Raw genomic sequence first — 22,790 nt, 5'->3', positions numbered from 1 at the left:
TATATAACTATAATTACTTTTAATACGGCGCTTTACGATGACACAGCAATGCGTGATTGCTCTTGATTCCGGAACTACCGGAAACAGAAGTATAATTTTTGATGGCAGAGGTAGAATTCTTGCAAATTTTTACCATGAATTCCCTCAGATTTTCCCTGCTCCGGCATGGGTTGAACAGAATCCTTTCGACATTTTAAATTCTGCCTTGAAATCGCTGCAGGAGGCGGTATATTTCTGTAAAAACAATAATTATGATATTTTATCGCTCGGAATAACAAATCAGAGAGAAACTTCAATCCTATGGAATAAAAAAACCGGAAAACCGGTTTACAACGCTATTGTCTGGCAATGCCGCAGAACTGAAAAGATTTGTGCAGATTTCAAAAATTATGCGGAGATTATTAAGGAAAAAACCGGTTTATTTTTAGACCCTTATTTTTCCGCTACAAAAATAAAATGGATTATAGATAATATATCAGGCGTTAAGGAATCTATTTTAAAAGGCGATATTTTATTCGGAACGGTTGACTCATGGCTTTTATGGAATTTAACAGAAGAAAAAAATCATTTCACGGACACGTCAAATGCCTCAAGAACACTGCTGTATAATATAAACACGCTGCAATACGATCTCGAACTGGCGGATATCTTTAAAATACCGGCGAATATACTGCCTGAAGTTAAAAGCAGCAATTCACATTTCGGATTTCTTAATCAGATATATTTAAAAAATAATTATAATAAAAAAATACCGATAATCGGCGTTCTTGGCGACCAGCAAGCATCGCTCTTTGCGCATACGTCTTTTGACGGCGGAATTATAAAAAACACTTACGGGACAGGTCTGTTCGTCATGGCTCAATCGGGAAAACACCCTTTCAAATCAGATAAATTGCTCTCTACGGTCGCATGGACTATTGAAAGCGAAGCTTATTACGCTCTTGAAGGAAGCATATTTACCGGAGGAGCATTAATCGGCTGGGTTAAAAATAGTCTGAAAATCATAAAATCATATTCCGAAACGGCAAATATTGCTAAAAAATTATCGGATAACGACGGAGTTTATTTTATACCGGCTCTTTCAGGGCTCGGTGCTCCATACTGGAACAGCAAAGCGAGAGGCATAATAACGGGTATAACCGGAAAAACCACCAAGGAAAATATCGTCAGGGCAGCGCTGGAATCTCTGGCGTATTCTACAAAAGATGTTATCAACGAATTATTTAACATGCCCTACAAATTGAGAGTGGACGGGAAAGCAAGCGAGAATGATTTTCTGATGCAGTTTCAATCCGATATTCTGGGAATACCGGTCGAACGCACCGCCGTTTCTGAAATGACCGCATTCGGCATAGCAGGTTTTTCCGGCATACATTCAGGATTATGGTCAGCAGAAGAATATTCAAAAATTTATAGAATAAAAAAGATATTCAAACCGCAGATGGACGAAAATACAAGAAATATGTTATACGGTAAATGGAAACAGGCAATTTCCGCGGCGTTAAATCTTGCGGATTGAACTAATCCCTTTCCATCCCCCCCTCCCTTTTTTTATTTTTCTTATTCAAGAAAAATATTATCTATCAGCCTCACACCTGAAAATTTCACTGCAGATAAAATGATGTCGCCCGTCTCAGCCGTTGTTTTTCTGCCTATTAATCCTTTATCCATAATTTCAACATATTCTACGGTAAAATTTTTATCTATTAATTCTTTTATAGCAAGATGTTTTAAATTTTCGACCGATGTTTCGCCTTTTTTAAAAAGCAGCCTCATATTATTTAATACCTTATAGAGATTACAAGCGCTTTCTTTATCCGCGCTGTTAAAATAGGAATTTCTTGAGCTCATAGCCAGACCGCACTTCTCTCTCATAATAGGAACAGGCATAATTTTCACGTCCATAAAGAAATCTTCAGCCATTTTTTTAATGAGTATATACTGCTGATAATCTTTTAAACCAAAAAAAGCAAAGTCAGGCTGAACTATTAACAAAAGTTTCATAACAATCGTTAAAACGCCTTGAAAATGACCAGGTCTATATAAACCGCACAATTTGTTAGAAAAAAAATCATCTATTATAAAAGTTTTATTATTTTTCGTTATCGTGTCATCAGGCAGATACACGCAATCTACATTCAGCCGGCGTAATTTTTCTATATCCCCTTCTATGTCGCGCGGATAATTGTTAAAATCTTCCGACGGTCCGAATTGCAAAGGATTTACGTAAATCGAAACAAAAACTTTTCCATATTTTAATGCATTTTTAACGATACTGAGATGTCCTTCGTGCAGTTTTCCCATAGTCGGGACTAAGGATATTGTTTGACCGGCTGTTTTAAATTTTTTACTCAGTTCTTTAGCATCTTTTATACAGGTTATTATTTCCATTATGTTTATCTTTTAACAACTCTCATTTTTATGTATATTAATTTTTATGTCGATTATGTTCCGTGTATATTAATTTTTATGTAATTTATGTGAAATTTTTTTATCAAATATAATTAATCTTTATATATATTATATATATTTAATCTTTTGACTAATTTATCTTCATTTTAATTTTAATTTTTGATTTTTCATTTTTATTTTTTATTTGCATATTTATATGCTTATATACTATATACTCAAACACTATACACTCATACACTCATACATTTCTGTACACCTCTTTGCCGCCTATAAAAACTTTTAATATATCTTTTTCTTCGAAATCTATAATTTTATCAAAAACATTGTCCTCGGTTAATTTCAAATCTTTCGGAATTTTAAATATTATAAAATCTGCATAAGAATCTGTTTCTAACGTTCCGGTCAGATGCGGAATATTCAGTATAGCTGCATTATTAACCGTTGCCATTTTAAATAGCTCTTTCGATGAAACAGAATGATTATTTTCTTCATTATGTATTTTTCTTGCATATTTCAGCTCATCTAAAATACTTATAGAACTGTTGGAATATAAACTGTCTGTTCCTAATCCGACATTTATACTGTTATCTAATAATTTTCTCAGCGGCAGTCTTGACGAATTAAAAAAATCGTTGCTCCTCGGACAATGAACTATCGATGATCTTGAATCTTTTATCAGTCGAATATCATGCTCGTTTATTTCGTTGGCATGGATCAATGCTGTTTTTGAAGACAGCATCTCCATAGAATTTAAGTAATCCACCGGCGTTGAATATTTCACCGTTCCGTAAGTTTTAGAAGGATTGCTGAATGCTCCTAACTGCAGGGCATTTAATAAATTTTCGGCTATATCCCCCCTGCCTTCTTTCAAAAACGAAATCTCTGATTTATGTTCAGATGTATGAATTGCAATATCTAATTTCCATTTTTTATTTTTTTCCGATAATTTTTGAAAAAGTTCTTTGGAAACAGAATATACGGAATGCGGTGAAAGACCGGGCATAAAAGTTTCTTCCGAGATATGTTCCCTGCGCTGAAAATCATCATTATTCTTGTCATAAACGTCAGATGCACAAAACTCGCGGGGCTTACTTTTTTCATTATTGCTGCAATATTTATAGCAATAATTCAGCGTTTTTTCCAATTCTTTTATTTTTATATCCGCCAGCGAAGGGTCTAATCCGATTATTTCAATATAAGACTTTATTCTTGGATGTTCAATATTAAATTTTTTTACAATATATTCTTCAAACTGCTCAAGCGGTACAATATCACCTATTGCAGTTATCCCTGACTTTATCGAAATTTCATACGCTCTTTTGCGTATGGCTGCCGTTTCTTGGGCCGAAAGATTCATACGCATTTTAATCAGCGAAATAACCCATTCCGAAAATATATGCGGAGTGCTGCCGTCCGCTTCCATAGTAAGTTCCGTATGAATGTGGGCGTTTAATAATCCGGGAATAATCAGCGTCGAATAATTTTTATCTTTTTCAAAATTAACCGCATTTTTTTCCCTGTATGGCGATTCCTGCACCGAGTTAATTTTTCCGGTACTTTCGTCTATAAACAGTTCTGCATTTTTAAACAACGGCAACGTTTCAGAATTAATTAAAATAAATTTTGAATTTATTTTTGTCATCATTCACCGGTTTTACTTAGCAGAGCAAAGAAATACATAAATATTTTCTATTGCAGAATTAAGGTTACACCCATGTTCATAACTATATTTATCTTAGTTACATATCATTGTGTTAATATAATAATATTATCATATCAACTCCTCTTTGTCCAAAATTAGTATGAACAATACAGCCGCTGCTTTTCTGTATGTAAATTATTACAGCAGCGTTATCGGAAATTATTATGAAAAATATGCATTCGGTAAGTATATTATGTACCGTATATTATTCCAATCCGAGGTAGTCTCTGTATTTTATAGCTATTTTAATAAATTCTTCCAACGTTAACGATTGCGGTCTTTTATCTAAGTCTATATTTGAATCTTCATACATTTTTGCCTTCACATCCGGCGGTATGCCCTGAAAAGAAGCATATATTGAATTTCTCAATTTTTTTCTTCTTAATTTAAAAAGCTGATGGACTAAATAGCTGAAATATGGGGAAGACGCAGCCCATTTTATATCTTCCGAATATTTTAAATCTTCAAATTTATTTAAATCAAGCGGAGTCATTTTCATCACGGATGAATCAATTTTTGGCATTGGACGGAAATTTTCTTTAAAAACATCAAATAATAATTCAGTTTCAAAATTTGCTTCCACTATTACGCTAAAAGCGCTTCTGGCTGATTCATCGTTTTTAGCAAGAAGTCTTCCTGCAAATTCTTTTTGAAACATTAATGTAAAATCTTTGAAAGCATCTTTTTCTTTGTTAAATTTTTCCATTATAGGGCTTGATATTTCATAAGGAAGATTTGAAATTAACCTTAATTTTGAATTTATACTTTTAGAATATTCAATAAAATCAAATTTTAATGCATCTATATTAAAAAATTTTAAATCGCATTTGTTTTTTTGTTTATCCTCGGTTTGTCTATTAGAATTTTGGTTATTCGAATATAGTTTTCCCTCGACATAAGACAGGTAAAAAGGGTCTATTTCAATAATAGTCAAGGTTTTAACTTTGTCTACTATCAAATCGGTTAAAACGCCTTCTCCCGGTCCTATCTCAACAACATTGTCGTCTTCCGTAAAATTGCAGGACTCTACTATCTTTTCAGCAATTGCTTTATTTATCAAAAAATTTTGACCAAATTTTACTTTAGTTTTGATAGGCATATTATGTATAGATTATAATATATAGAAAGACAAATATTAACTTACAATTAGTAAATATTGTTATAAAATAGAAACCGATATACTAACATACTGACATGCCAGCATATTAAAATATATAATGCAGATTAAGCAATAAAATTTCTATAATTCCCATGCAGGTTCCGCGTTTAAACTATAAAATATTTTTTTATTCCTGCTTGGGTCAATATTTTTTTTAAAAAACCCCATATATCCTATCATAGCAGCGTTATCCGTACTGTATGCAGGCTCCGGGAAGAAAGCGTTTAATTTAGAACTTTCAAGAAAGATACTTCTTATTCTGGAATTTGCCGATACGCCGCCGGAAATAGAAACATCTTTTATTCCTGTATAATCGCACACTGCCAAAACCTTTTTATATAAAATTTTTGCTATAGTCTCCCTGAGGCATGCAAAGATATTAAAAACCGTCACTTCCTGCAATTGCTTTGGTCCGCCCAATTTATTGATTTCTGATATCACCTGTGTTTTTAATCCGCTAAAACTTAAATCAAAACTGCCGGAATGTTCCATGGGCATAGAAAAATTAAAAGCATCAATACTTCCTTTTTCAGCTAATGTGTCAATAATTTTACCGCCGGGGTATCCGTAATTTAAAAAATTGGATATTTTGTCAAATGCTTCTCCGCATGCGTCATCTCTCGTTTTACCGACTAATTTTATATCTTCGTGAGATTTCACGATATAAATATGCGAATGTCCTCCTGATATAACAAGAGCGATAAAAGGAAAAAATTCTTCCCTTTGTAAAAAAGGGCTGAAAATATGACCCTCAATATGATTTACAGCGGTTATGGGAACTTTAAGCGCATAGCTTAATGTTTTGGCTGTCATAATACCGACAAGCAAAGAACCGGCAAGACCCGGACCTGAAGTAACAGATAGCATATTTATATCTTTTAATTTCATATCTGCTTTCAACAATGCAGCATTGACAGCCGGAATAGCACTTTTTATATGATTTCTGGAGGCTAATTCCGGAACTACTCCCCCGTAAATTCCGTGTATGAAATCTTGAGAATACACCACATTTGAAATTATGCTGATTTTTAAATTATCTTTTTTAAGAATTGAACAAGAAAAATCATCGCAGCTTGATTCTATAGCAAGATTAAAAATAGGTTGACTATTCATATGTTCATGTTGCGGCATTATTTTCTTTTTTCTACCTGTACGTATAAGTTTATATCCGTACTGTAATTATTTTATATTATTTTATATATTTTATATTATTTTAACTAAGAAACCTTACGGTACGGCACGGCAGCCAGAGCTTCAATATCATTGTTTCGCTAATTTTTCTAACGCCGATTTAGCTAACGCTGCCGCCTTGCTGGAACTGTAATCGGCTATAACCTGCTTGAACAAAATAATGGCATCTGAAGGATCGGATAATTTGGAAAAGCCTACTCCCTGCAGATATATTGCCATAGCTACATGTTTGTTTTTTGGATAAAGTCTTGTAAATTTGTGAAATTCAAGAATAGAAACCGGATAATTTTTTAATTTAAAATTAGAAACGGATTTGTAATAATTTGCATCGCCCGCCTTTGGAGATTGAGGATATTTATTAAGATATTTTTTAAATAAAACTAATGCCTTTTTATACAAACCTTTATTATAATACGATTTAGCCCTACCGTATTCTTTCAGTTCTTTTCTGAGCGCAAGCTGTTTTATAGAAATTTTGGGTACTATCACCGGTTTGACTTTACTAATTACAATTTTAGGGGTAACTTTAGATGTTATTTTTTGTTTTGATATAGCGGAAGATTTAAACTTTTCTTTCTTTAGCAACTTTATTAATTCTTTATTTACCAATATTCTATAATTTCTAAATTCCGTTTGAAGCAATTTCATATCATGCGAAATAATTTCATATTTCCCGTATAATGAACTGAGATTAGATTTTACACTTGCAATTTTTGCGCCCTGATTAGCGACATTTACCTGGGTTTGATGAAGAGCCTGCTCTGAATCTGTTGAATTTTGCGATAAATTGGCAACCTTTCTGTTTAAATTACGCACTTGAATTTTAAGATGATGTATCGTATCCGGCTCCATTTGAGCGCATCCCGATAATAAAAAAGAAAACGTAAAAATACATAAAGATAATAAAGAAGCAATTTTAAAATAATGAAGAATATGTTTTTTATTAACGGCATCTTTTTCTTTTATTATTATCGGCATAATATCAATCCTCTGATTTTATTTTTAATTTGTCTTTGTAAATAAATTTTATAGAAATAAAATTTTTATCTTTATTTTATATGTATTATGAAAATTTATCAACTATAAATGAGAAAAATTTGGCATATACTTCACATATCTACTTTTATCTATAAAATCCCTCCAGTTAATCTCTCTAATAATCTTTTTGCTAATCTCTCTGTATGTATGTTTTTACTGCAAATATATTTTAATTTATTAATAGCTCTAAACTTTAAAATTTTAATAAGTTGATTTAAGCGTCCAAGCCGGATTATAATAATTTTGCATCTCCGGAAAAATATGCGGCATCAGAAGCATAATTCCGCTTGCCGTGGTGTCCATTAAATATATTTCTTCTCTGCCTCCAAATTCGGTATCGAAAGATATAATCCTCGAATCCCTTGTCCACGAAGGATGATGACATCCGTAAGGGGTATCCGTCAATTGCCTTTCATTACTCCCGTCAGGATCAATAATACATACCTGAAGAGCTCCGTTGATAAACGATGTAAAAACTATTTTTTTTCCGTTTGGCGACCATGCAGGGCTGGTATTATAATAGCTGCCATTGAAAGAAATCATGTGAACATCGGAACCGTTTGAATTCATTACATATATCTGAGGTCCGCCGCCGCGGTTTGAAACAAAAACAATTCTGTTGCCGTTTGGAGAAAATGACGGCGACGTGTTTATTCCAAATGTATTTGTAAGTCTTTTCAAATCGGTACCGTCAGCATTAATCGTGTATATCTGGGTATTGTAGTGACCTGGGGTCAACGCTAAAGCCAGCTTTTGTCCGTTAGGCGACCAGCTTACAAAATCAGCCGGTCCAGGCAAATCTAATTTTATTGCCCTATCTGTAATCAAATTTTTTATAAATACGGCGGGATCTCCGTCTTTAAACGAAATGTAGGCTACTTTTTTTCCGTCTGGAGAAGGATACGGAAATATATTGATAGAGTTATTATCTGTTATCCTTTTAACTCTGTGTCCTCCAAAATCCATCTCAAATATATTCTTCACGTTGTTTTTTTCACCCACAAAAAAAACTTTTGTAGTAAACGGTCCTTTTTTGCCCGTTAAAAATTTTAAAACAGCATCGGCAAATTTATTGGCAAGATACCTGTCTTTGCTAAGACCGCCTTCTAGAACCTCGCTAAACAAAAGTTTTTGCGAATATATGCTTATAAGGTTAGCTTTAAGAGTAATATTGCCGCCCTTAACTTTATAGGAACCGTTGATTAAATATTCAGTATTTAATACCGTCCAGTCGGAATATTTTATTTTAGAGGCGTTGAGATGGGCATCTTGCGGATTTTCAAGATAAGACAGCGGATTTACTATATGAAAATAACCGATAACGGAAAGGTCGTGGCGTACTACGTGAGCTAATTTGGATGCTAAGGAAGAATGCTGTTTGTATTTTGTTAAATTCTTGAAATCAGGCACCGCAATTCTAATTTTTTTTATACTTGCCTGATATATGTTAATATAAACCTTTGCACTGGCATTGTACGGTTTAAATAAAACGCCGCAGAACATCGCAATTAAAAAAATAAATAGATAAAAAAATAATAGATTAGAGGATTTAAATTTAGGATAATTAAAACCGATTGTACATTTTATCTTTGCTGCATCTAAGCCATTATTTATTTTTGTCGACTGAAACATCTTTTGTATATCCTCTCATTTTTTATTAATTTATTTAATTTTATATAATGTTATGTAATATTACGCAATGTTATATTTATATAATATTTGCTGATACTTAATTTATATTTACATCAGTAAGTTATACTATGTTACGCTATGCTGTACAAGCTGTTTATATTATTTAGTTTAAGTAAACTATTCACCCTTTAATATTTCTTTTGGATAAAAAATAGCTAAAACACCGTTGTTTTCATTTTCAGAGTTCATGTAAGACATAAAACCGTGCGGCGGAGGCGGCAGAGGGGCAGATGATTTTACGGCTGCTATGGACTGAGCGTCAAAAAAACCGCTTCCCGATGACTTTATTAATCTTACATCATAAACCAGACCGCCTTTAGTTATTTTAAAAGCAATTATAGATTTAAAATGCAGATACTTGGATAAATTAATATTAAAATTTGAAATAATTATGCTTGTTATCTTGCTTATATAGCTGCCGAATCTATGAACATTGCCTGCTATCATAGAACTTTGCAGTTTGCTGTAAGCGCTGTTTAATTTTATGGTTGTGTTTAAATGCGAATATACGCTGGATGATACCTGCTGCGGCGGTGTATAAACCGGTTTATGAGGAACAATTTTATACGGCTGCGGTTTTATATGCCGGCGCACAACTTTCTTCGGGTAAATCATTGACGATTTTGATTTAGCAACAGGTATAACTGCTTTACTGATTACAGGAACAGATACAATTTTTTTCTCTGTTATAGCCTTATGCTGCCTATTATGAATGACTGCAGGCTTTTTAACTGCGCGTACGGTATTTTTCTTTATAGAATGAGTTAAAGCTCTTGTGGAAGCTAACGGTCCAGGAACAGCACTTACAACGCTTACAACAACTTTTGAGCCCAACGATTGAATCTTAGATTTAAATTTTATTGAAATAAAAATCAGCAATCCTATTAGGAGTACATGAAACAGGAATGATACAATATAATATTTTCCTATTCCTTTAGCTTTATCTTCATTATGCATTATACATTGCTATAATAATAATTACCAATAACCGTATTATTAAAACTGTAAAAAAAATTTGACATTTATTTTAATATTTTAACGTATTTTTTCAACGTTTTAGCACAGGATTTTTAGTTACCATGCCAATCTTGCTTATACCTGCCATTTTTACGGCAGCCATTACTCTTATGACAACGCCGTAAGGTATGGAAGAATCGGCTTTTAAAAATATTTCTTTATCGGTTCTGTTTTTATAAATAGCCCGCAATTTAGAAGATAATGTCGGCAGACTAACCTTTAGCGCATTAATATAGACTTCACGCGAACTGTTTATAGACACTACTATAGTTTTTTCAGGAGACTTTATTGCACGCGCCGATGCGGTAGGAAGATGAACTTTTATGCCGTGCTCAAGCATGGGCGCCGTCACCATAAATATTACCAGCAGCACAAGCATCACGTCAACAAATGGAGTGATGTTTATTTCAGCCATAAATTTATAGTTTGAAGACAAATTATTTTTTTCTTCTCTATTGTTATTTTGAACAAACACGATTAATTAATCTTTTAAAATTTGTTTTTCTACTATTGTCATAAATTCATACGCAAAATCATCCATCTCGTTGACTAGCACTCTAACCTTATTAGTATAATAATTATAGGCTATGACGGCCGGTATAGCGGCAAAAAGACCCGCCGCCGTAGCAACAAGCGAATCGGCTATTCCCGGAGCTACTACAGCAAGTCCAGCCGTTCCGGCTTTTTGAATACTTTCAAACGATGTCATGATACCCCAGACAGTGCCGAATAAGCCGATAAACGGCGAAGTAGAACCTGTTGTAGCAAGAAAAGGTAAAGTCAATTCTAATTTTGATATTGAAGAAAGCTGCGATTTTTTTAAAGCCCTTTCAACCAAGTGCGAACCGTTTAATTTGGTATCGTACTCGCTCAGGGATTTTTCTTTGTCTTCCGTAGCCATTTTTTTCAGACTCACTAATTCTTTATATGCCGATTCAAACATGGAAGCGACGGGGCTATAATCCAAATTTTTAGCGGCGGACATAACATAGTCCAATCTTTTAGATTCCCAAAAAATGTCTATAAATTCTTTATTCTCTCTTTTAGCTCTATTTAAATAACGGAGCTTGTAAAAAATAATTGCCCATGAAGTCAGAGAGAAAAAAGCAAGAATTAAAAGAACAAGTTTTACTATTATATTTGCGTCTAAAATATGGGTTAAAATGCCGAAGCTATGAATCATAAAAGTAGATTAAATTTTTATTTTGTTGAATTGCCGTTGAATTTATAATATTGCCGCTATTTATTTGAGAATAGAAACGTTCCAGAACATTTCATTTAATTAAATTCATTATTTTATTTAATTACTGTAAATATTTAATTACTAAACTTGTTATTAAATAAATTATTAAGCCATTAAATAAAAACTATAAATAAATTAAACACGAACATCTTCGTCAGGAAGCATTTCAAACTGAGTACAGTCAACACCGCATTCAGGACATTCGTCAGGCGGTGTTTCGCCATAATAAATATATCCGCAAACCACACATCTCCACGTATGCATAATTAAATCACCCCTCTTAAACTTTATTATTTTATTTTAATTTTCCTATACTATATATTATTATATTTTTTCACGAAATATAGAAAATGAAACCGCCTCTTTATCTTTTAAAGCCGCACAATTTAATTATAAATTATTATTACCGAATTTACAATAATTATTGTAGGTAAAAAATATATTGACAATTTAAAATAATAACTATATATTGTTGAATGTTTGAATATCATTCTATATATTGTTGAATGTTTAATTTATATTTAATTTTTAATTTATTTTACAACCATAAAACATAGGTGTGAAAATGGACATTAGTAAGAAGAATTTAAATGTTGAAAAACCTGCAGATTCAAAAATGGATTTTGAGGCGGATATTGAAAAAGACACTCTATTAAAAAATTTTAGCGAAAATGCCGTGACGGTTCTAAAAAAACGCTACTTAGCAAAAAATGCGGACGGTTCTATAATTGAAAATATTTCAGGAATGTTCGAGCGGGTTGCGGAAAACATCTCCGAAGCAGATTACAACTATAAATCTTCTAAAGAAAATATCGCAAGGTTAAAATATGATTTTTACGATGAAATGTCCAATTTGAGATTTCTTCCGAATTCTCCCACTTTAATGAACGCCGGCAGACCCCTTCAGCAGTTATCCGCGTGTTTTGTGCTTCCCATAGAAGATTCTATGAGTTCAATATTTGAGACATTAAAAAATACGGCGCTTATTCATCAGAGCGGTGGCGGCACAGGGTTTTCGTTTTCAAGATTGCGACCGAAAAATGACGTCGTTCATTCAACAAAAGGCGTATCTAGCGGTCCTGTTTCGTTTATGCAGGTTTTTAATGCAGCTACGGAAGCAGTTAAGCAGGGAGGTACCAGAAGAGGCGCCAATATGGGAATTCTTAACATAGACCATCCTGATATCATTGATTTTATAACATCTAAAAAAGATACTTCAAAACTTAATAATTTCAATATATCTGTTGCAATTACCGAAGATTTTATAAATAAAGCACTAAATAACGAAGAATATCCGCTAATAAATCCGAGAAGCAAAGAAGTAGTAAAATACCTCAACGCAAAAGAAGTGTTGAATACAATAATAGAACTGGCATGGAAAAGCGGTGAGCCGGGCATAATTTTTATAGACAGAATTAATAAATTTAACCCGGTCCCGTCCGCCGGTCCAATCGAATCTACAAATCCTTGCGGTGAACAACCACTTATTCCTTACGAATCATGTAATCTTGGTTCTATAAATATTGGCAAATTCATAAAAAAACATCCGATAAACGTAAAGATGAGCGGATTAGAAATAATGGACGCTACCGGAACGAGGTTCGGCGAAACTAATTTATCAGCCGATTATTATGCAAATTTTATAGATAGTTTAATAGATTGGGAAGCCTTAAGAAAAACCATTCATACAGCTACCCATTTTTTAGACAATGTTATAGACAAAAATAATTATCCTCTTGACAAAATAAAAGAAACTACACTGTCAAACAGAAAAATAGGGTTAGGCTTAATGGGATATGCGGACACCCTTATAAAATTGGATATTCCGTATAACAGCAATATTGCATTGCAAACAGCTGAAAAAATAATGAAATTTATAAACAGCGAATCAAAAGAAAAATCTCAAGAGCTTGGAGAAATTCGCGGAAGTTTTCCTAATTTCGAAAATTCAGTATGGAAAACAAACGGCTATAAGGCAATGCGAAACGCAACTACTACCACAATCGCGCCGACAGGCACCATAAGCATTATAGGCGGGGCTTCAAGCGGTATAGAACCTTTATTTGCGCTAAGTTATGAAAGGCATGTTTTAGACAACCAGTCATTAATAGAAATTGATAAAAATTTAAAAGATAAATTTGAAGAACTGGGCATTTTCTCCGATGAATTAATAAATTTTATAGCAAAAGAGGGTAAATTTGACAAAAATACATACCAAAACTGGAAACATTACAATCCATTGCCTTTGAAAATAAACCCTGAAATAAAAAACTTATATGAGAAAAACGGAGAAAAATTAGAAGAATATCAAATTTTTGAATATTTAAACTCGGTTTTTATCACAAGCCATGATATTTTGCCTAAATGGCATGTATTAACTCAATCGGCTTTTCAGAAATATACAGATAATGCTGTAAGCAAAACGGTTAATTTTCCTCATGATGCTACCAAAGAAGATATTGAAGAAGTTTATATGCAGGCTTATAGACTCAATCTTAAGGGAATTACCGTTTATAGAGACGGCTCTCGCGAACAGGTTTTAACAACGCCGAAATCGCAAGAACGAAAAACACAAAACGAAAATAGCATTGCAATCAACAACGACAACGCGGTCAATAATTCCGCCGGATTGGATAATTCATCAAGATGTATGCCAATAGAGCCGAGAAAACGACCTGATATTATTCACGGAGTGACGATAAAGACTGTAACAGGCTGCGGACCTTTGTACGTTACCGTAAATAAAGACGAAAACGGAGCGCCTTTTGAAATTTTTAATTCTATAGGCAAATCTGGCGGTTGCGCTCAAAGTCAGACGGAATCTATTGGCAGGATGGTCAGCATGGCATTGCGCTCAGGAATTGATGCCGAAGAAATTATAAGCCAGCTAAAAGGAATAAGATGCAATCAGCCATACGGATTTGGAGAAAGTATTATTTATTCCTGCGCAGATGCTATAGGCAAGGCTCTTGAAAAAAGTTTAAAAGAAATGACGTACCTGAAAAAACAAAATTGCCGAGACAATGCTTTAAACATTAATACTATAAATAAAAATAACGGCAATAATCGCAATTATAATAACGAAAAAGGTAATATTAACGCAACATCGGGGTTAAATGCTCAATTCAGAGGCGCATGTCCGTCCTGCGGCGGTTCAAATCTTAAACATGCTGAAGGCTGCACCGTATGCTTAGACTGCGGCTATTCCGACTGCGGGTGATACAACTGTGCGGCGAGCAGCGGTACGGTTTAGAACTGAAGCCAATCAACCAGCCCTCGTCATGTAGAACTTGAGTCGTAAGACTTATGAGTAATTGGTTGATTATGGATAGTAAACACAACTACGGATATACTTCACTATTTCCTGTCAACTGTGTCTGTCTTTAAGCAAAAGAATAGTAAAGCATGCCTTTTCTGCTATCAGTGAGGCAGACTTAAGAAAAGTTAATAAATAAAATCCCCTGTTTAATCTCTTGCTATCAAATAACATGATATGCTGTTAAGAGTATTAAACAGGGGTTTTTCTTCCAGGGGGATGGAAATTATAAAATCATGATTGTTTTCAAATTAATTAATACGCAGTTCCGTAAAGGATTAATTTTTTCAGCGAACCCTGAATAGAGCCAGGCATCCCCATATGCTGCATAAATGCCCACATTCCTGCATCGGCAAAATAATATTTCATCCTCCACATTTCGCCTAATATGCCGATATTAGTATAGTTTCCGTCACGATATACTAAGATTTCAACAGGAAAAGCAGAACTGTGGTCTATACCAGGATTTTTATACGTTTTTGTAGCTCTTGCTCCGCTGTCTATTGTGATACTGTGTCTTTCGGTAGAATTTCTTGTTACTCCCAACTCTATAAAGCCTGACGATGGATCATTTATTTCATAAGCGTAATGCCACCTGCTTTTGTTTATTTGAATTCCCTTCTTAACTAAAGCGGCAACACCTTCAAGATTTGCATTTGTGCTTCCCGAATAATTCTGAACAACAACAACGCTGCCTGGAAAAGAACCGCCTCCTATGCCGCCCGGAAATCTGCCCGCTCTCATCGGACCATATTGTGTGTTCGATGCCGTACCTCCCACCGCTGCCCTAATTGCACTTTTAATCTTATTGTTCATCTTGGCGGCATAAGCAATATATGAATTTCCTGAAAACGTTCTTGCAAGAGCCGGAAGATTGACCATACTTACAACCGTTCCATGCGTGGGGGTTGTATAGACGCTTACTCTGAGCGGCAAACCAAATGCTGCAGCGGGGTTTTTACCGTTATCAGTCATATATGCGTCATAAGATTTATTATTAGCTACAACGACAGTAGATATATGAGAATCTCCCTTAGGAAGCGAAATTCTTTTTACGGAAACCACATTCCAGCCGATATTATTTAAGGCATTTTTAACCTTACCCACGACAGACGAATAGCTGCCTCCGACATTTAGCGCAATATTTGTAAAAACCCCGTAAGTAGCGGCATGAGATTTTATACTGCTAAACGAAATAATAAATACGCTCAGCATAAAAATAAAAATTAACTTTCTAAATAATTTTAAACCCATAATGCGCTTTCCTCCTTTAATGTTTGTTAAGTTAATGTGATTGTTAATATGACTAATTATTATTTTTAACTAAAATCAATATTTAAAAATAATATTTAGTTTTTATCATATTATAAAATGTAAGTCAATTAATAATTTACATTAAATTAATATAATATCTGCATACTTAGATATTTATATAAGTTAATAATTGAATACCTAATGCGGAGTTATAGAGATAAATATAGGTTAGATATTTAGATAAGATAATAATTATCGGTTATAATTATAAGGGCAGATGTATTTTTAAGCTCTTATTTATGGTTTTATTTTTTGCGTGTTACGATTTTAATTCCGGGGCCGGCTTGGCAAGAAAAAATCCCTGTCCGTAATCTACGCCTAATTTTGTAACTTCCTGCAATATTTCATAATTTTCTATAAATTCTGCAATAGTTTTTATACCGACTTCTTTTGCTATGGAAACAGAACTTATTACAAAAGCCCTGTCTATTTTATCTGTCATAATGCTTCTTATAAATTCACCGTCAATTTTGATAAAATCAACCGGAAAATGTTTAATATATAGAAATGAACTGAAACCGGAACCGAAATCGTCTACTGCAAACCTGAAACCTTCATATTTCAAATTGGTAACAAACTTTTCAAGCAGCGTTATATTCTTAATAGTTTCTCTTTCCGTAAGTTCAAAAACTATTCTATCGGGATTTATATTATATTTTAAAATGATATCTTTAACATTTTTAATAAACTCGGAAAGAATCAATGATTTTGGAGACAGATTGACAAATAAAAACCCGTCAAAATCACTTTCTTTCATCATTTTAAACGCTTTTTCCATTAACAAAAGGTCTAATTTATGCGCTACACCTATTGCCTCAGCCACTTCTATAAATTCACCCGCCGAAAGCGTTGCCCCTTTATAATTTATTCTCATAAGAAGTTCATTGGCAAGAATTTTATTGTCTTTTAATCCGACAATCGGTTGAAAATAAGGGACCATGACTTCTGTTCTATTTAGTGCGTCTATTACCATATTGCTCTTTTCACGAGCTTCCTGATATACAGTAATCATGTCTTCTTCCTGTGCGACATAAACCTGATTTTTGCCTTTAGCCTTCGCTTTATACATCATATTGTCCGTAAGCATAAAAATATCTTTTTCTGTAGCTGCGGACTGGGGATATGATGCAACGCCTATTGAAGACGTTATTCCAATATTTTTTTTGCTATCGGGATATTTTAGAAGCAAAGTTCCGATTTTCTCTCTGATTCTTTCGGCTATCATATAAGCCTGCTCTATACCCGCCCCCGGCAGAATTATCGCAAACTCGTCTCCTCCATACCTTGCTAGGATATCCCCGCTTCTTTTTAATTTATTTAAAATATCTGCAACATTCTGAAGCATTGTATCTCCAAAATTATGCCCATACATATCGTTGATAAATTTAAAATTATCCAAGTCTATAAACAATAAACTGAAGATAGAATTATTTCTGTTGGCTCTTTCCGCTTCGTAATGAAGGAATTCATTGAAGACTCTCTGATTATAAAGTTCCGTAAGTCCGTCTCTCGTAGCATAATATTCAAGGTCTTTGGTATATTTGTAAATTGCTTTTATTGAACCTATGACATTTAAAAGCGTCGTCAGAACACTATTTATTACTAACTCTCTGGTACTGTCAAGAGATTCTTCTGACTGGACTCCTATCCCTACAATGCCGCCAATATGAGGCGTATTCAGTATTATTTTTTTGGTTTTAACTGAAATATCGTCAGCGGTTAATTCAGGCAGTTTAATCTTTTTATCGGCTATATTATGGGTTATTATTATATTTTCCATATCTTTCAATAAAGGACTAAAACTGTCATGGTATATATTTTTATTTACCATTTCGTTGAATATTATTTTTGTTTTTTCTGTAGGTTCCCCTTTCCAGAAAACTTCTAATTCTATGAGCTCTTCATCCTGCACGAATATTGAAAATACATTATAAACTTTAATAATATTGTTCATTTCAATCAGCAGATTAAAAACATGCTCTTTCCAATCTTTTACCACTTCAGAAGTTATTATAAAACGTTCCAGAAGTTTGATTTCAAATTCCAATATGTCTTTATCTATAGCAACATCTCTGAGTTTTGACGAAAGTTTTACAATACCCTGATAAACGCTGTTAAACTCTTCAAATTTAAGGTCGGAGAGATTAGACTCTAACATTTTTAAATCTCTGACTGTATTAATATTTTCAACTTCTTTATTAATACTGTTTATGCCTTTTTTAACGGATTTTCTTAAAATAAAAGCCACAAATGCTCCGCCTATAATAGGCAGCAAAAATATAAGTATTAAAAGCGCGTAATAATAATATTGGATTTTTTTAGTTAAATAAACAGGATTGAATGAAACTTCAATGACGCCGTTAACATCTCCTGTCTTAGCCATAGTATGACATTTAAGACATAGCTCTTTATCTTTTAGCGGATAGGCATAAACGGACAAACCTTTGATTTTTTTATATTCAGGCAAACCTGTTAAAAATGACTGCGCTACGACAGAATTCTCGGCAGGCTGAGAAATTTTACCGAACTGCTTAGAAACAATTTTACCTCTGAAGATACTTACATTTACCATTTTTTCAGAATCAGAGGATTTTTTTAACGCTCTTATAAATTCGGCAACCTGCTTTTCATTCCATCCTCTTTTCATTACCTGAAACATAGTATTAAATGTTTCATCTGCAATATAAGAACTTGTAATCCTTGTTCCGGTATTAATTATTTTATTGCTGAAATTTGATAATAACAAGGCAGATGCCGCAGCAATCAGAATAGAAACAGATATTGCTATAGATAAAATAAACTTATCCAACCGTTTGAATTTAAACAGTTTAATTATAATATCTCTTGCAAATTTGATTATCTTATGAAAGTAATTCATTGGCATCTTCCTTGGTAGGAATACCCACATATGAAAGTTTGCCGTCGATAATAGTTGAAGGAACACTCCTTATATACAAGCTGATAGATATCCGTCTGCCTTCAGGTTCTGAAACATCAATCAGTCTATAAGTGAAATCCTTCCTTTCATCAAACAATGTTTTCCAGACTCTGTCAGCAGGAACACATTCTTCGCACCATTTCGAGACAAGCAATATTACTTCATGCTTAATTGCTTTTTTGTTTTCCTTAGTAATGTCGGCAGCATCACCGATATTATCATTGCCGTCCCTATGTGCGCCGCTATCTTCACTATTGCTATTCATTTTTTTTATATAATATAAACTGTAAAATTTAATTAATTTATGCAATGGCTAATTTTTTTATCTGCATATCCATCGTATCAATTCTGCCGAAATGCGGAATATTCTGTGGGTCAACATTTGATAATAATAAAACAGTTATTATATTTTATTTATTTGCCGGCGCATTTGTTTGCATAATTGCAAAAATAACACCGCAGTAAAAGTCTCATCTCACTGACTGGAACACCTCATGCATTGAATCTGCTCTTTTATAATTTTTTCTCTGTAGAGCTCAATGGCTTCTTTCCCTGTTACGAGAAATTTGAGTTCATCTAAATTAGAAGCTTTAACTTTTGTCACCCATCCGTCGGTATAAGGAAGTATATTTAATAAAAGGGGGTCGTTCAAAAGTTTTTCATTGACTTCTATAATTTCACCTGAAACAGGCGACGGGATAGGTCCAACCCATTTTCCGCTTTCTATCGTAGCCGTATTGCCGCGTCTATTAACCATTGTTCCTATTTTTTTAAACGTAACATGAAGAATTTTCCCAGCCTGAGTCTGAGCAACATCAGTCATGCCTAAAATCACTATGTTGTTATCCACAGGTTTAGCCCATGTATCTTTTTCTGTATCGTAATAAATGTCCTCAGGTAATTCGCATCCTTGAACTTCAGCCATAATATCTCCAAATTTATATTCTATTATATTTATGATAACACTGTAAATAATAATTCTTCATTTTAAATATTTATGTGATTTTTATCACTGATATTTATATTATATATGATAAAATTTAAAAATGGATCGATATAAAATTAATATAAATAATATATACATCCTAACTTATATAATATATATAATATAACATATAATGATATAACTTAAAAATATTGTATCAAAATTAATCAAATTTACAAAATTGAGCAATTGAGAAATAAATTCACAATAGATAATGACAGGGAGAATATTATGGATACAATGCTGGATCCGATAGACGCATTAAAAAGTGATCATGAAGCAGTAAGAGCTGTTTTAGGAAATCTTGACGGTTATTTAAAAAAAATAGGAGGTCAGACATCCGATTCTCTGAGAAAAAATCTAATAAATCAGCTTCACGAAATTACTTCTTTTATTGATAAAGACCTTGAAATACATTTTAAAAAGGAAGAGAACGCTTTATTTCCGGTCCTTGGAAATTATATAGGTACGGAAACAGGACCAATTCACGTAATGCTTTTGGAACATGAACAATCAAGACAGCTTTCTAAAGAATTTAAAGATGCTATAGCCGAATATTCAATAGACGGCAAGTATGGAAATATCGTATCGGAAGGGGACAGCCTGATACAGTTGCTATCGGAACATATAGAAAAAGAAGATAATATATTGTTTAATATGGCAGAAATGCAATTAAGCAATGAAGAGAAAAATGAAATTATGGACAAAATGAGGACAGTTAAATAATCCGATAAAAAATGAGGACAATAAAATGCAAACGGAAAAATTAAAAAAAGTAAAATTAGACGTGAGAGAAGACATAGCAAAAGGTGATGATCCGTTTCAAAAAATAATGGAAGCGGTAAACTCTCTCAAAGACGGTGAAGCGTTAGAGGTTATTAACAGTTTTGAACCTTTTCCGCTGTATTCCGTACTTAGAAACAAAGGATTTGAACATACAGCAAACCATGTTGACGGCGGATTTGAAATTACTTTCTATAAAACAGATAATCACAAAAACGAACCTGCTGCCGATGAAGATTGGAAAAATGAAAATAATTTCAATGACGATGATTTAAAAAAACTCGCCCACTGCAGAGAAGCAGAGCTTGATGTTAGAGAATTGGAGCCTCCGCAGCCTCTTTTGAAGATTTTCGAAATTATTGAAAATATGGATAAAGACGCGGCATTATCGATAATTCACGACAGAAAACCGATACATTTATATCCGAGACTAAAAGATGCAGGATTTAAATTTTTAACAGAAGATACCGGAAGCGATTTATATTCCATAAAAGTTTGGAGAAATTAGAAATTTTTAAAGTTAAGAGCAAATTGATCGGCTTTTTAACAATATAATTCTTTAAAACTAAAATAACTTTTGAAATAACTTGCGATTTACGAAAACCATTTATAACGGTCAAAAGAGATTATAAAGATTATAAGACTAAATATTATTATTGTAAGTTTTAACCAAACTTTTCAAGACATTTTTCAGGCATTTTTTTCCATGATTACTAAATTCATGAAAAATATTAACGAAGCTGCTGCCAGCGTTCCGGATAAAATCCTTATTAAACTTATATCTGCAATAAGTAAAGCAAAAGACATAACCGGAACAGCCGCTATAAATAATACCGCATCAAAATATTGAAGATATTTTTTCTGCATATTGCCTATTAAACCTTTATAAGCTCCATGTTTAATCTTTTCAAATTTTTTCAGACTTATGAGGAATGGAAATATTTTATGCAAAAAACCTATTATTACCATACCTGCATAACCAAATAGCCCGATAAATCCAAACGCATAATAAATGCCCTGATTTTCGGCTATTGCTCTTGCCGGTAAAAATAATATCATATTTCCGATAAAAACCGCAGAAAGTAAAAAAACAATACCGGCATACAGATAAAAAATTGTAATATCTAATTTTTTCTTAATCCTGCCGTTCATTAGTCTGTAAAATTCAAAAGAAAATAAGATTATTCCCGCCGATAATAAAAAATCACCTATATAAAAAAGATTCTGTCCGATTGAATAATAAAAACCGTTTACTATTGACGATATTATTATCAGAATTATTCCTGAATTTAATAATACAAAATCTGTTATCCAGATAAAATGTCCGGGCTTTTTTGTCATATAAAACATAGGCAGCAGGCGGTAAGATATTGCAATAAACAGCATAACGATAAAACCGCCGGACATAATATAAATATGGTTCGTTAACAAATTAAAAATATATTTGCCTATTATGTTATTATAATAAAAAGAAACAGCCATGTACGCGCCTGCGGAAAGTCCGATAAAAAGATATATATAAGCAAACAGAATGCCGAAACCGGTGTAATCCCATTTTTTTATTTTCTTCAAACTTATCATAATATTTAAATCGTAAATAAAGACGGCTATAAATAAAAGCACGCCTCCGGACGCTATAAACTCGGCATCAAAATAATGCATTCCCGCAATAAAAATTATAAGAGATGATGTATAGCCGTAATAAACGTAATAAACTATTTTATCAAAAGCTATCTTTACGCCGAGCGCCACAGGAATCAGCATATACGAAGCACCCATTATTACCATAAGAAGGAAGCCCAGCGTGAAAATATGGGTCAGGGCAATAATTTTTGTATTCATAAAAAAATAGGTCAAAAAACTGTTTGAATCAATCATCATATAGCAAAAAAACAGTATTAAAAATATAGATGCCGTTTTAATATGCTTTAAAGCAATGTTGACAGAACTATCTCCATTCACAATTTGTTCCCCCAAATATATATAGTATAATTTATCAC

18 protein-coding genes are annotated in these 22,790 nt (G+C 33.2%); 4 read left to right on the top strand and 14 right to left on the bottom strand.

Translation table 11 applies throughout. The annotated features are described in order from the left end of the window. Window positions 1-37 precede the first annotated feature (37 nt). A complete protein-coding gene (glpK, locus tag EVJ46_06005; protein ID RZD16560.1) occupies window positions 38-1,519 on the top strand; it encodes a glycerol kinase in 1,482 nt (493 codons plus the stop codon). Window positions 1,520-1,560: 41 nt separating this feature from the next. Here glpK and panC read toward each other — a convergent pair whose 3' ends face one another. The 9 genes from panC to tolQ all read right to left on the bottom strand — a co-directional run bounded on the left by panC (window position 1,561) and on the right by tolQ (window position 11,394). Beyond that, window positions 1,561-2,391: a pantoate--beta-alanine ligase gene (gene panC, locus EVJ46_06000; GenBank protein RZD16559.1), complete on the bottom strand. Its 831-nt coding sequence runs from the start codon at window positions 2,389-2,391 to the stop codon at window positions 1,561-1,563. Between the two features lie 259 nt (window positions 2,392-2,650). Then, the gene (locus tag EVJ46_05995) at window positions 2,651-4,057 is read right to left on the bottom strand and encodes a hypothetical protein (protein RZD16558.1); all 1,407 of its coding nucleotides are present in this window, start codon (window positions 4,055-4,057) and stop codon (window positions 2,651-2,653) included. Between the two features lie 262 nt (window positions 4,058-4,319). After that, a complete protein-coding gene (gene rsmA / locus EVJ46_05990; protein ID RZD16557.1) occupies window positions 4,320-5,213 on the bottom strand; it encodes a ribosomal RNA small subunit methyltransferase A in 894 nt (297 codons plus the stop codon). 141 nt (window positions 5,214-5,354) lie between these two features. Further along, the gene (gene tsaD / locus EVJ46_05985; GenBank protein ID RZD16556.1) at window positions 5,355-6,404 is read right to left on the bottom strand and encodes a tRNA (adenosine(37)-N6)-threonylcarbamoyltransferase complex transferase subunit TsaD; all 1,050 of its coding nucleotides are present in this window, start codon (window positions 6,402-6,404) and stop codon (window positions 5,355-5,357) included. Window positions 6,405-6,533: 129 nt separating this feature from the next. Continuing rightward, window positions 6,534-7,442, bottom strand: a complete 909-nt coding sequence (bamD, locus tag EVJ46_05980) for an outer membrane protein assembly factor BamD (GenBank protein RZD16555.1) — start codon at window positions 7,440-7,442, stop codon at window positions 6,534-6,536. Between the two features lie 261 nt (window positions 7,443-7,703). Continuing rightward, entirely contained in the window at window positions 7,704-9,134 is a 1,431-nt protein-coding gene (locus tag EVJ46_05975; protein RZD16554.1) for a hypothetical protein, read from the bottom strand. 177 nt (window positions 9,135-9,311) lie between these two features. Beyond that, window positions 9,312-10,151, bottom strand: coding sequence for a TonB family protein (locus EVJ46_05970; GenBank protein RZD16553.1), 840 nt, complete (start codon window positions 10,149-10,151; stop codon window positions 9,312-9,314). Window positions 10,152-10,242: 91 nt separating this feature from the next. Beyond that, the gene (gene tolR, locus EVJ46_05965) at window positions 10,243-10,626 is read right to left on the bottom strand and encodes a protein TolR (protein ID RZD16656.1); all 384 of its coding nucleotides are present in this window, start codon (window positions 10,624-10,626) and stop codon (window positions 10,243-10,245) included. A gap of 66 nt (window positions 10,627-10,692) precedes the next feature. Continuing rightward, window positions 10,693-11,394: a protein TolQ gene (gene tolQ, locus EVJ46_05960; protein RZD16552.1), complete on the bottom strand. Its 702-nt coding sequence runs from the start codon at window positions 11,392-11,394 to the stop codon at window positions 10,693-10,695. 676 nt (window positions 11,395-12,070) lie between these two features. Here tolQ and EVJ46_05955 point away from each other — a divergent pair. Beyond that, on the top strand, window positions 12,071-14,674 hold the full coding sequence (locus EVJ46_05955; GenBank protein RZD16655.1) for an adenosylcobalamin-dependent ribonucleoside-diphosphate reductase: 2,604 nt from the start codon (window positions 12,071-12,073) through the stop codon (window positions 14,672-14,674). A 351-nt stretch (window positions 14,675-15,025) separates the two neighbouring features. On the opposite strand, the gene EVJ46_05950 is transcribed toward EVJ46_05955, so the two are convergent. The 4 genes from EVJ46_05950 to EVJ46_05935 all read right to left on the bottom strand — a co-directional run bounded on the left by EVJ46_05950 (window position 15,026) and on the right by EVJ46_05935 (window position 19,947). After that, entirely contained in the window at window positions 15,026-16,024 is a 999-nt protein-coding gene (locus EVJ46_05950) for a hypothetical protein (GenBank protein RZD16551.1), read from the bottom strand. Between the two features lie 319 nt (window positions 16,025-16,343). Next, on the bottom strand, window positions 16,344-18,992 hold the full coding sequence (locus EVJ46_05945) for a bifunctional diguanylate cyclase/phosphodiesterase (GenBank protein ID RZD16550.1): 2,649 nt from the start codon (window positions 18,990-18,992) through the stop codon (window positions 16,344-16,346). Continuing rightward, the gene (locus EVJ46_05940) at window positions 18,946-19,287 is read right to left on the bottom strand and encodes a hypothetical protein (protein ID RZD16549.1); all 342 of its coding nucleotides are present in this window, start codon (window positions 19,285-19,287) and stop codon (window positions 18,946-18,948) included. Before EVJ46_05940 ends, EVJ46_05945 begins: the two co-directional genes overlap by 47 nt. Window positions 19,288-19,497: 210 nt before the next feature. Further along, window positions 19,498-19,947 carry a glycine cleavage system protein H gene (locus tag EVJ46_05935; protein RZD16548.1) on the bottom strand — a complete coding sequence of 150 codons (450 nt, stop codon included), beginning with the start codon at window positions 19,945-19,947 and terminating at the stop codon, window positions 19,498-19,500. A gap of 291 nt (window positions 19,948-20,238) precedes the next feature. On the opposite strand from EVJ46_05935, the gene EVJ46_05930 reads away from it, so the two are divergent. Together EVJ46_05930 and EVJ46_05925 are read left to right on the top strand one after the other, a co-directional pair. Further along, a complete protein-coding gene (locus EVJ46_05930) occupies window positions 20,239-20,733 on the top strand; it encodes a hemerythrin domain-containing protein (protein ID RZD16547.1) in 495 nt (164 codons plus the stop codon). A 25-nt stretch (window positions 20,734-20,758) separates the two neighbouring features. Then, complete coding sequence (locus tag EVJ46_05925; GenBank protein ID RZD16546.1) at window positions 20,759-21,298, top strand: DUF2249 domain-containing protein; 540 nt, start codon at window positions 20,759-20,761, stop codon at window positions 21,296-21,298. Between the two features lie 182 nt (window positions 21,299-21,480). Here the strand turns inward: EVJ46_05925 and EVJ46_05920 are convergent, their stop codons facing one another. Continuing rightward, window positions 21,481-22,752, bottom strand: a complete 1,272-nt coding sequence (locus EVJ46_05920; protein ID RZD16545.1) for a hypothetical protein — start codon at window positions 22,750-22,752, stop codon at window positions 21,481-21,483. Between the last annotated feature and the right edge of the window lie 38 nt (window positions 22,753-22,790).

This window comes from Candidatus Acididesulfobacter guangdongensis (genome assembly GCA_004195045.1).
GTDB lineage: Bacteria > SZUA-79 > SZUA-79 > Acidulodesulfobacterales > Acidulodesulfobacteraceae > Acididesulfobacter > Acididesulfobacter guangdongensis.
Note: the sequence above shows the minus strand (reverse complement) of the source record. Positions and strands in the feature narration are given on the sequence as shown.